A 10,049-nucleotide genomic window follows, 5' to 3' on the forward strand; every position below is an offset into this window, starting at 1 on the left:
CCTTCCTATGCGAGGGCGGCGATCATGGCCTCGGCCATGGGGGCGCTGGAGGCCGGGTTCTGGCCGGTGAAGAGGTTCCGGTCCTGCACGTTGTGCGCTTGGTACGCCGGTCCGCCGGAGTGCTTCGCGCCCTTCTGGCGCAGCGTGCCGGCCAGCAGCCACGGAGCGCCTTCCGCGGTGCCGAAGCTCTGCTCCTCCTCGTCGGTGAAGGCCGTCATCTCCCGGCCCGCGAACAGCCACTTGCCGTCTTCGTCCACAGCGGACAGAAGGCCGGCCGGGCCATGGCAAACGGCCCCGATGATCTTCCCGGCCGCGTCCGCCTCGGTGAGCAGGCGGCCGAGGTCACGGTCCCGGTAGAGGTCGACCACCGGACCGTGCCCGCCGGGGATGACGACGGCGGCGTAGTCGTCGATGTCGATCTCGTCCAGCTTGAGCAGCGGACCGAACTCACTCAGCGCCCGCGCGGCGTGCGCCACGTAGTGCGCGCAGTCCGGGCCGGCGATCTCCGGGTCGGCGCTGTGGGCGTCGAGCGGCTGCAGAACCCCGCCCGGGGAAGCGAAGTCGACCGTGAATCCGGCCTGCACGAACTTCTCGTGCGGCGCAGCGACCTCTTCGGCCCAGTACCCCGTCGGGTATTCCGAGCCGTCGGTGCGCTCCCAGATGCTCGCGGCCGACATGACGATCAGGATCTTGCGCACGATTGTTCCTTTCTCTGACGGATCGGCGAATTCTCAGGCATCGGCAAAGTCGGTGGCACCGGCGGTCTGCGCGGTGACCTCGAGGTTCGCGCGCAGGGCGTCGACCTTCGCGGTGGCGTAGGCGTGGGCATCCGAGCCGAGCAGCCGGCGCAGCGGGCCCTCGCCGCTGACGACCTGGCGGATGATCGCCTCCGCGCCCTTGACCGGGTCGCCCAGCTGGCTGCGTGAGAGCTTCAGGTGGTTCTCGGTCATCTCACGCAGATCCGGGTACGCATCCGTCGTCGAGGCGGGCAGCGCGAGCGAGCCGGTGGTGAGGAAATCGGTGCGGAAGTAGCCGGGCTCGACGATGGTGACCTTCACGTCGAAGCCGGCCATCTCCTGGGCCAGCGCTTCGGTGAGACCCTCGAGCGCGAACTTGCCCGCGCAGTAGAGGCCCCAGCCCGCAACCGCGGTCAGCCCGAGAACCGACGACACGTTGACCACGTGACCGCTCTTCTGCTCGCGAAGGAGCGGCAGCGTGGCCCGCAAGACGTTCCACACCCCGACGACCTGGACGTCGAGCATGTCGCGGACGTCGCGGGCACTCGTCTCCTCCACGGCGGCCAGGTAGCCGTAGCCGGCGTTGTTGACGACCACGTCGAGGCCGCCGAAACGCTCAGTGGCCCGGCGGACAGCCTGCCGGACCTGCTCGTCGTCACGCAGGTCGACGGTCAGCGGCAGCAGCCGTGCAGTGTCGACGCGGTCACCGACGGCGGCCAGCAGCCGCTCCGTGGAACGGGTCGTCGCGGCGACCTGGTCGCCACGCCGGAGCAGCTGCGTGACGAGCTCCAGGCCCAGGCCGCGGGAAGTGCCGGTCACGAACCAGGTCGCGGGTCGATCCGTCGGGAAACTCATGGTCGTCCTTTTCTCGCGATTTCGGGGCTCCGCCTCCGGGGTGTTCCCGTGGTGGCGTGCTTCAAGATTCGCCCACCGCAAGCCCGTTCGGGGGCCTATCTCGCGCCCTCCGGAGGCGCGGTCTTGGGAACCTGGGACTCGCCGGTCCACCCAGGACCGCGCCGGCTCGGGGATACTCGAACCCGTGCACAGGACCAATCAGGAACTCGCCGATTTCCTGCGGCGCGCCCGAAGCCAGATCGACCCCACCCGCGCCGGCCTGCCCCCCGACGGCCGCGTCCGCCGCGTACCCGGCCTCCGCCGCGAAGAAGTCGCCCGCCTCGCCGGCGTGTCCACCGACTACTACGCCCGCCTCGAACAAGGCCGCCGCATCGTTCCCTCCGCCGCCGTCGTCGAAGCCATCGGCCGCGCCCTCGGCCTCGACGACGCCGGACGCGCCCACCTCAACGACCTCATCGGCCTGACCTCGACACCCACCCCCGGCCGGACCCGCGACGTCCAGCGCGTCCGCCCCGGCCTTTACCAGCTCCTCGACGCCCTCGACGGCGAGCCCGCCCTCATCCTCGGCCGCCGCACCGACATCCTCGCCGCCAACCGCATGGCCAAAGCCCTCTTCACCGACTTCGACCAGCTCCCGGCCACCCACCGCAACTACGCCCGCTGGATGTTCCTCGGCGACGGCGCCCGGGCCCTCTTCCTCGACTGGCCCGACCAAGCCCGTGCCGCCGTCGAAAGCCTCCGGTTCGAAGTCGGCCGCAACCCCGGCGACCGCGCCACCACCGACCTCGTCACCGAACTGCGCGAACACAGCCCCGAATTCGACCAATGGTGGGAACAACACCGCGTCCACCAGCGCACCCACGGCTCGAAACGCCTCCGGCACAACCTCGTCGGAGACCTCACCGTCGAATACGAAACCCTCACCCTCCCCGGCGACCCGGAGACCACCCTGTTCATCTACACCACCGAACCCGGATCACCTTCACGACGAGCCATGGACATCCTCGCCAGCTGGACCGCGTCCACTCCCGCCCTCGAACCGAACCCCGAGATCACCGAGCAGTGACATGAGTGCGGGAATGATCTGGCTGGCCGCGCTCAACGGCATCGTCTCCCTGGTGTCCACCGGATTCGCGATCGTGGCGGCTGTCCGGCCGTCGGCCCTGAGCCACGAGAAGACACCGACCGGGGGCGAGCGCTTCTACGCATGGATGTACTCGGTCAGAGGGGTGCCGCTGGGACTTCTCGGCTGCGCGGTGCCGTTCGTCGCATCCGGGCCGGTCAGCGCGCTGGTGCTCATCACCGCCGCGGTCGTCCAGGCCGGCGACGCCGTCATCGGCGCTCGGCGGCGCGAGATACGCATGACCGTGGGGCCGGCCGTCGCCGGTGTCGTCCACGTGATCACCGCGATGGCGGTCGCGGCGCCGTAGGGTTGAGTGCGTCGAGGTCTGGCCGAGGACGTCCTCGAAACTCCGCGGAGCTTTTCCCTCTCCGCCGGGAGTCGCCGAGGTGTGCCTGCAGACCTCGCCCGGGTGATCGTCAAGGCCTATCGGAAAAACAGTTCTACGCAACGCCTTCGGCCACTTCCGTGCGATGCCGGCCACCGTGGAAGGGATCTGGAAAGGGCGCTGCCCCCGGAGCCGGCCGATCAGGTGGTGGCGCGGTTCATCGCCCACCCCGGCGTCCCGCGCGGACGGTGACGCCGGGGACGCAGCTCACGTATGGGTGTTCGCCAGCTTCGGCCACAGCGTGGACCACGGCTCGGTCCGGCCGCTCGCGAGCCACAACGGCACGCCGTCGAAGTAGCTCGGCTTCGCCGCACCGGTGTCCACTTTCCCGATCGGCCGCAAGCCGGCGAAATGCCCGAGCAGCGGCCCCGGGTCGGCGCCCACGAACAGCACGTCGGTCAGCTCCTCGGACGGCACGACCAGCGTCGCGTACCCGCGGTTTCCGCTGGCCGGCTCCGGCAGGCCGAGGTCGCGGCCGTAGCGGTCGAGCGCGCTGGCCTGCCAGTAGGTCTCGGTCACCACAGCGGTCCGAGCTCGCTCGGACAGCTGCGTGAACGCGCCGGCCACCGAGAGAGCGGCCTCCGGCGAACCGATCTCGGTGAAGGCCAGCACCGGGGACGGCAGCGACGGGTGCTCGATCAGCCACGCCCGCGGCCAGACCGGCAGCGCGACGGGCAGGACGAGCAACGCGGACAGCGCATAGCACGGCCAGGTCGCGATCCACCGCCACCAGCGCGCCGGCTCCCCGCGTTCGAGCGCGACCGCGGCCATCGCGAAGCACACCGGATACATCCCGGCGAGGTAGTAGAACCGGCCGTTCACCACCAGGAACACCACGGTCAGCAGCACCACCGTCCAGCCGAGGAAGCGGAGTTCCCGGCTGCGCAAGAGCCGCTACAGGCCGTAGCTGAGCAAGACGACACCGACCGGGAGCCCGGCGACGAGCAACGCCCCCGGCACGAACGCCACCCGGCCACCCCAGGTGCCGTCGACTTCCGCCGAGATCGCCGCGCCCATGCCCAGCTGCGGCCAGCCGTGCGTGGCCTGCCAGAGCAGCGTCGGCACCAGCGCCACCGCGGCGATCGCGGCGCCGAGCCACAACCCGGGCAGGCGCAGCAGTTCCCGCGGTCCGCACACGAGGACCGCGACCCCGGCGGCGAGCCAGAAGCCGCCGATGAGGAACTTCGTGTACAGCGCGATCGCCGTGACCACGCCGGCCCAGACGAGCATGCCGTCGGCGCGGGTGCGCAGCCAGCGGACCAGCAGCCACAGCACCAGTGTCCACAGTAAAGGGTCCACTGTGGACGTCGCGAGGTAGTGCCCGCCCGCCAGGAGCTCCGCCGACACGCCGAAGGTGGCCGCGGCGAGCGTCTGGGCCTTCGCGCCGCCGCCCAGCTCGCGAGTGATCAACGCGGTGAGCGCGATTCCGGCGAGCGCGGCCAGCATCGCCGGGATCCGCAGCACGAACGGCGAGTGCCCGAGCGCGTCCATCGCCCTGGCCAGCAACGGAAGCAGCGGAGGCTGGTCGACGTATCCCCAGGCGAGGTGCCGGCCGGCGGCCAGGAAGTACAGCTCGTCGCCGGCGTAGCCGTAGCGGTTCGCCGTCAGCAGCAACGGGATCGCCATCAGCCCGGTCACGATCGCCACCGGGACCCCGGCGACCGGCGCGACCGGCCGGACCGGGGCCGGAGCGGGCGCGATCGTCACTCCCACCGGAACACCCGCGCCGCGATCGTCGAGCAGACGACGGCGAAGACGGCCATCGCGCCGAGCTGGAGCAGCTCCGGGGCGTCGCCGGCCCAGGTGGCACGCAGCGCATTGAGCGTGCCTCCCAACGGCAGGACGTCGGCGACGTGCTGCAGGAAGACCGGCAGCTTCTCCTTCGGCACCCAGACCCCGCCCAGCGCCAGCATCGGGAAGAACAGCGCGCTCCCGATGCCACTGGCCGCGCGGCCGGTCGGCGCAAGGGCAGCGACCAGCAGGCCGACGGAGAACAGCGCGACGGCCCCGAGCACGAGCGACAGCAGGAAGCCGCCCGGGTTGCCCGGCAACGGGATGCCGAGCGCGAACCCGCCGACCCCGGCGATCAGCGCGACCACGACGACGGCGGCGGCGAGGTTCACCAGCAGCTGCGCGGCGAGCAGCAGGCTCGGCGACACAGGACTCGCGGAAAGCCGCTTCAGCAGGCCTTTTTCGCGGTAGGTGCCCATCGCGGCCGGGAACAGCGTCAGCGCCAGCATGGCCAGCAGGATCGTGATGGCCATCGGCGCGATCAAGGTGGCCAGCACGCTGTGCCCGCCGAACTCGGGATCCGGCTCGTTCACACCGGGCAGCAGCCCGAACACCAGCAGCAGCGCGAGCGGGATGCCGACGACGACGGCCGGCGCGCCCGGGTCCCGGAGGAACACCTTCGCCTCGGCGGTGGTCAGCTTGGTCAGGACGGACATGGTCTCCCCTTCATTCCGGCCGGTGGCCGGTCAGGGCCGCGAACGCGTCGTCGAGGCCGGCCTGCTCGACGCGCAGTTCCCCGGCGATCACCCCCAGGCGGGCCAGCAGCGAGGTCACCGCGTGGAGCACGTTGCCGTGGCCGCTGACGACGAGTTGCTCGCCGCGCCGCTCGACGCGGCCGACCTCCGGCAGCGCTTCGAGCACGCGGGGGTCCAGCGGCGCCGACGGCCGGAACCGCACGACCTGCTCGTCGGTCACCCCGGCGACCAGCCCGGCCGGCGTGTCGACGGCGACGACCCGGCCGGCGTCGATGACGGCGATCCGGTCGCAGAGCCGTTCGGCTTCCTCCATGAAGTGCGTGACCAGCACGATCGTCACGCCTTGGGCGCGTACGGTCTCGACGAGGTCCCACGTATCGCGGCGGGCCTGCGGGTCGAGGCCGGTGGTGAGCTCGTCGAGCACCGCCACCTCCGGGCTCCCGACCAGCGCGAGCGCGATGGACAACCGTTGCTGCTGGCCCCCGGAGAGCTTCTTGTACGCGGTGTTCCGGTGCTCGGCCAAGCCGAGCGTGGCCAGCAGCTCGCCGGGGTCGGCCGGCGTCCGGTAGAACGCGGCGTAGAGGTCGAGCAGCTCGCCGACCCGCAGCTTGTCCTGCAGCCGGCTCTCTTGGAGCTGGACCCCGACGCGCTGGCGCAACTCGGCGCGGTCGCGGCGCGGGTCGAGCCCCAGCACCGACAGCCTTCCGCCGTCGGGCACCCGGAGTCCTTCCAGGCACTCCACGGTCGTCGTCTTGCCCGCGCCGTTCGGGCCCAGGATACCGAAGATCTCCCCGCGCTCGACGTCGAACGAGACGTCGTCGACCGCGACCTTTTCCCCGTACCGCTTGTGGAGGTGCTCGACTTCGATGACCGGCATGCCGCCGTCCCTTCCCGATCCGTTTCCGACAGATCGAGAATCCCGCGGCGGCCCGGTCCGGCGCGTCAACACCACGGTCCGCATCGCCTCCACCGTCCGGAGGAGGCGGTGGTCAACCGCGCGCGGGCGGCGGCGTGAGTGCCCAGCCGACCGGGTGCCTTGCGACGCGGTGCCGCCTGCCGGCACCGGGCAGCCGCCCGCTCGGCCATTGGGTGCCGCGGCGATCCGGGTGTCGATCTTCCGGCGCCGCAACGGTTTCACGAGCGGAACGTGCAGTGGTCCGGGTTCGCGAGCGCGCGCAGGGCGAACGCCGTCTCCGGCCCGGCGAACTCTGCCGGGCGCCGTGGCAGGCGAAGGACTTTCCCACCGTGGCTCAGCTTCGGCATGAACTGTCGAGCGGGTTGCGGGCATTCCGCGGTCGGCCCTTGTGTGTCGGGCTGTGGTGGACGAAGCTGCAGAGCGGTCGATCCTGGAGGTGCGGGATGAGGTCCTGGACGGTTCTGCGAGGCGCCGTGGTCGCCACGGCGTTGCCGGCCCTGCTGGCGAGCGCCGGCACGGCCGCGGCACACCCCGACCACGGTGCCCACGGCCGCGGAATCGACCACATCGTGGTGATCTACGAGGAGAACCACAGCTTCGACAACCTGTTCGGCGGCTGGGAAGGCGTCGACGGGCTCCGGCGGGCCCACCCGCAGACCCAGGTCGCGCCGGACGGCCGGGCGTTGCCGTGCCTGCCGCAGAACGACGTGAACCTCACTTCGCCGCCACTGCCGGTCACCTGCACCGGGACGATCGGGACGACGCCGGTCAGCTCGGCGTTCACCAACCGTCCTTTCGAGATCGACCGGTACATCCAGCCTTCCGACACCACCTGCCCGGCCCCGGGCGTGTTCCTGCCCAACGGCGTGCCCGAGGGGCAGGGGCTGCCCGGCGGCTGCACCCGGGATCTGGTCCACCGCTTCTACAACGAGCAGTACCAGATCCACGGCGGCGCGATGGACCGCTATGTCGCGGGCAGCGACGCCGTCGGGCTGACCATGGGCCACTACGACACGCGCGGCCTGCCGATCTACGAATACCTGCACGGTCGCAACGCGCCGGACTACGTGGTCGCCGATCACTTCTTCCAGGGCGCGTTCGGCGGGTCGTTCCTCAACCACCAGTGGTTGATCACCCCGAACACGCCGGTCTGGCCCGGGGCGGTGCGCGACGGCGGTGCCGACGACCTGCACTCGGTCGTCGGGCCGGACGGGTTCCCCGCGGGCACCCCGCTGCACCCGGCGACGCCCGGCACGGCCGACCGGGCGCTGACCCAGGCCGCGAACGCCGACGGCAGCTGCGTCGTCCCCGTGAGCGTGGGGGCGCCGCCCGCCGGGACGGTGTGCGGCGACTACGCGGTCAACACCGTCCAGCCGCCGTATCAGCCGTACCAGCCGGGCACCCCGGTTTCGCGGCGGCTGCCGCCGCAGACCACGCCGACCATCGGCGACCGCCTGTCGGCCGCGAAGGTGGACTGGGCCTGGTACTCCGGCGGCTGGGACAACGCCAACGGCAACGTCGGCGGTCCCGGCTGGACCAACGGCACCACCCCGGGAACCTGCACGAGCCCGCGCACCGCGGCCGGCGCGGTCTACCCGAACTGCCCCGACGCCACCTTCCAGTACCACCACCAGCCGTTCAACTACTACGCCAGCCTGGCGCCCGGCACGCCGGCCCGCGCCGCCCACCTGCGGGACGAGGTCGAGTTCATCAGCGCCGCCAAGGCGGGTCGCCTCAAGCCGGTGAGCTTCGTCAAGCCGGTCGGCGAGGAGAACGAGCACCCCGGCTACGCCAGCGAGGACGCCGGCAGCCGCCACCTCGTCGACCTGATCAAGGCCGTGGAGCACGGCCCGGACGCCGAGCACACGCTGATCGTGGTCACCTACGACGAGTTCGGTGGCCAGTGGGACCACGTGGCACCCCCGGCCGGCCGGCACGCCGTCGCCGACCGGTGGGGACCCGGCACCCGCATCCCCGCCCTGCTGATCTCGCCGCAGCTGCGCCGGCCGTTCGGCGTGGACCACACCTCCCACGACACCACGTCGATCATGGCCACCATCGAGCACCGCTTCCACCTGGCGCCCCTGGGCAGCCGCGACGCCCGGGTGGCCGACTTGCTCGCCTCCTGCAGCTGATCGACGCGGTGCCCGCGGCCGAAGGGGTGCGCCGATCTCCGGCAGGGCCCCTGGGGTTGCGGATCGACGGTCATCGGTGAGCGTGCCGGCGGCACGGCAACCGGTGCGCCGGTCGCGTCCCTGATCGTAAACAGGCTGACCGTCGCCGTGGTCGGTGGCGCCGCCCAGGTCGACGGGCCGCTCGCTTCGGGAAGCCACAGCCGGATGCCGTGTCGAACGCACCGGGCGCAGAGGGTGGCGAACTGCTCTACTTCTTACGCGACCGCTTGGTGCCGGGGCCGATCGGCTCGATCGCGAGCGGTGTCGCCGCGGTGGGTCGAAGGCCGGGCGGTGGTTCACCGCGACGACTCGTTCGGCGAGCGCGGCGAGCCGCGCGAACAAGATCCTCCGGAAGGTCAAGATCGGCGGGTACGGCATCGGCTACAAGAAGCACCGGATCGCCCTGCCCGCACCGCACGCCGTGAACAGGCGATACTCCAAGAAGGTGGCGGAGCATGTGGGACGATGGCACATCCACACGGGCAAGAACCGGACGCCGAGGCGGGTGTTCCGGGTCTGGAGGAAGATATGAGCGACCCGGCGGAAGTGATCGTCTTCCGTGACGACCCCGGCGAGTTCGCTGACGTGGCCCCCGAGTTCGTGACCCGGACCGGGGTGCCCGCGACCTTCGCATCGCTGGCGGTGCAGTGGCCGGAGGCCGCCGGCACCGAGGAAAAGCGACGGCTGCTGCGGTTCGTGGCCACCGCGGCCGGCGAAGGCCGCTCGCGCACGACCAGGTACCTGGGCAAGGACGAGCCCGAAGCCGACGGGCTGTCGTCGTTCCTGGCGGCGATCGACAGCGACTCCTGGTGGCTCGGGGACGTGGCGGTGGAGTTCGCCGCCGGGGAGTCGGTCGAGATGATCTGGTTTCCCGGCAGCGACGGCGTGTTCCTGCACATCGGGGCCGCGGCGGATCTGCTCGACTTCACGGTGATCCCGGCTGTCCACGAAATCGCCCTCGTCCTGGACTGGCAGTTGACGGTGCAGTGACCGGATTCCCCGCGTGCGCCTCTGGAGTTACCCCGGCGGGGTGCACCGGACGCCGCGGTCGGAGTGAAACACCGCATCGTCGCTGAGGTCGAGCGGTGGCTCTCGGAACTCCACGATGAATTCGCCGAGTCGTCGGTGTCCTCGTACTTCGCGCTGTTCTCGACGATCCTGAACGGAGCCGTGCGGGCCCGGATGATCCCGCCAACCCGTGCAACGCGTCCGGGTGACCAACGGAGAGTTCGATACCGAGCGGCTGGTGGCCACCCCGGCCCAAGCGCTACGACCCGGGGCTAGTGTCCTGCGCCTGAAGTCCGCTATCTATTTGTAGGATGCGGTGATGGCGGGTCGTGGACGGTCCAAGGTTGAGCTGGTTCTCAGCGATG

Annotated in this window: 11 protein-coding genes; 4 read left to right on the forward strand and 7 right to left on the reverse strand. The window is 71.1% G+C overall.

Annotated elements, in window-relative coordinates:
* Window positions 1-5 precede the first annotated feature (5 nt).
* Both ACFVYA_RS23070 and ACFVYA_RS23075 read right to left on the reverse strand, forming a co-directional pair.
* Window positions 6-698, reverse strand: coding sequence for a type 1 glutamine amidotransferase domain-containing protein (locus ACFVYA_RS23070; protein ID WP_387047771.1), 693 nt, complete (start codon window positions 696-698; stop codon window positions 6-8).
* Between the two features lie 33 nt (window positions 699-731).
* Window positions 732-1,592 carry an SDR family oxidoreductase gene (locus tag ACFVYA_RS23075; RefSeq protein WP_387047773.1) on the reverse strand — a complete coding sequence of 287 codons (861 nt, stop codon included), beginning with the start codon at window positions 1,590-1,592 and terminating at the stop codon, window positions 732-734.
* Window positions 1,593-1,776: 184 nt separating this feature from the next.
* On the opposite strand from ACFVYA_RS23075, the gene ACFVYA_RS23080 reads away from it, so the two are divergent.
* Both ACFVYA_RS23080 and ACFVYA_RS23085 read left to right on the forward strand, forming a co-directional pair.
* On the forward strand, window positions 1,777-2,658 hold the full coding sequence (locus ACFVYA_RS23080; protein WP_387047775.1) for a helix-turn-helix transcriptional regulator: 882 nt from the start codon (window positions 1,777-1,779) through the stop codon (window positions 2,656-2,658).
* 1 nt (window position 2,659) lies between these two features.
* Window positions 2,660-3,022, forward strand: a complete 363-nt coding sequence (locus ACFVYA_RS23085; protein WP_387047777.1) for a hypothetical protein — start codon at window positions 2,660-2,662, stop codon at window positions 3,020-3,022.
* 285 nt (window positions 3,023-3,307) lie between these two features.
* On the opposite strand, the gene ACFVYA_RS23090 is transcribed toward ACFVYA_RS23085, so the two are convergent.
* The 5 genes from ACFVYA_RS23090 to ACFVYA_RS23110 all read right to left on the reverse strand — a co-directional run bounded on the left by ACFVYA_RS23090 (window position 3,308) and on the right by ACFVYA_RS23110 (window position 6,849).
* Window positions 3,308-3,988, reverse strand: a complete 681-nt coding sequence (locus ACFVYA_RS23090) for a hypothetical protein (RefSeq protein WP_387047778.1) — start codon at window positions 3,986-3,988, stop codon at window positions 3,308-3,310.
* A gap of 6 nt (window positions 3,989-3,994) precedes the next feature.
* A complete protein-coding gene (locus ACFVYA_RS23095) occupies window positions 3,995-4,813 on the reverse strand; it encodes a glycosyltransferase family 39 protein (protein ID WP_387047780.1) in 819 nt (272 codons plus the stop codon).
* Entirely contained in the window at window positions 4,804-5,547 is a 744-nt protein-coding gene (locus ACFVYA_RS23100; RefSeq protein ID WP_387047782.1) for an ABC transporter permease, read from the reverse strand. Before ACFVYA_RS23100 ends, ACFVYA_RS23095 begins: the two co-directional genes overlap by 10 nt.
* A gap of 10 nt (window positions 5,548-5,557) precedes the next feature.
* A complete protein-coding gene (locus tag ACFVYA_RS23105; RefSeq protein WP_387047784.1) occupies window positions 5,558-6,463 on the reverse strand; it encodes an ABC transporter ATP-binding protein in 906 nt (301 codons plus the stop codon).
* Window positions 6,464-6,720: 257 nt separating this feature from the next.
* On the reverse strand, window positions 6,721-6,849 hold the full coding sequence (locus tag ACFVYA_RS23110) for a hypothetical protein (protein ID WP_387047785.1): 129 nt from the start codon (window positions 6,847-6,849) through the stop codon (window positions 6,721-6,723).
* Window positions 6,850-6,945: 96 nt separating this feature from the next.
* Here ACFVYA_RS23110 and acpA point away from each other — a divergent pair, with 96 nt between their 5' ends.
* Complete coding sequence (gene acpA, locus ACFVYA_RS23115; RefSeq protein ID WP_387047787.1) at window positions 6,946-8,637, forward strand: acid phosphatase; 1,692 nt, start codon at window positions 6,946-6,948, stop codon at window positions 8,635-8,637.
* A 567-nt stretch (window positions 8,638-9,204) separates the two neighbouring features.
* A complete protein-coding gene (locus ACFVYA_RS23120) occupies window positions 9,205-9,666 on the forward strand; it encodes a hypothetical protein (protein WP_387047789.1) in 462 nt (153 codons plus the stop codon).
* The last annotated feature ends 383 nt before the right edge of the window (window positions 9,667-10,049 follow it).

Origin of the sequence: Amycolatopsis sp. NPDC058278 (assembly GCF_042881395.1) — a bacterium.
GTDB lineage: Bacteria > Actinomycetota > Actinomycetes > Mycobacteriales > Pseudonocardiaceae > Amycolatopsis.

Excerpts from the sequence above, each read along its gene's own strand:
- ACFVYA_RS23075 (WP_387047773.1), bottom strand. The coding sequence starts at position 1,592 with ATGAGTTTCCCGACGGATCGACCCGCGACCTGGTTCGTGACCGGCACT.
- acpA (WP_387047787.1), top strand. The coding sequence starts at position 6,946 with ATGAGGTCCTGGACGGTTCTGCGAGGCGCCGTGGTCGCCACGGCGTTG.
- ACFVYA_RS23110 (WP_387047785.1), bottom strand. The coding sequence starts at position 6,849 with ATGCCGAAGCTGAGCCACGGTGGGAAAGTCCTTCGCCTGCCACGGCGC.
- ACFVYA_RS23085 (WP_387047777.1), top strand. The coding sequence starts at position 2,660 with ATGAGTGCGGGAATGATCTGGCTGGCCGCGCTCAACGGCATCGTCTCC.
- ACFVYA_RS23105 (WP_387047784.1), bottom strand. The coding sequence starts at position 6,463 with ATGCCGGTCATCGAAGTCGAGCACCTCCACAAGCGGTACGGGGAAAAG.
- ACFVYA_RS23120 (WP_387047789.1), top strand. The coding sequence starts at position 9,205 with ATGAGCGACCCGGCGGAAGTGATCGTCTTCCGTGACGACCCCGGCGAG.
- ACFVYA_RS23100 (WP_387047782.1), bottom strand. The coding sequence starts at position 5,547 with ATGTCCGTCCTGACCAAGCTGACCACCGCCGAGGCGAAGGTGTTCCTC.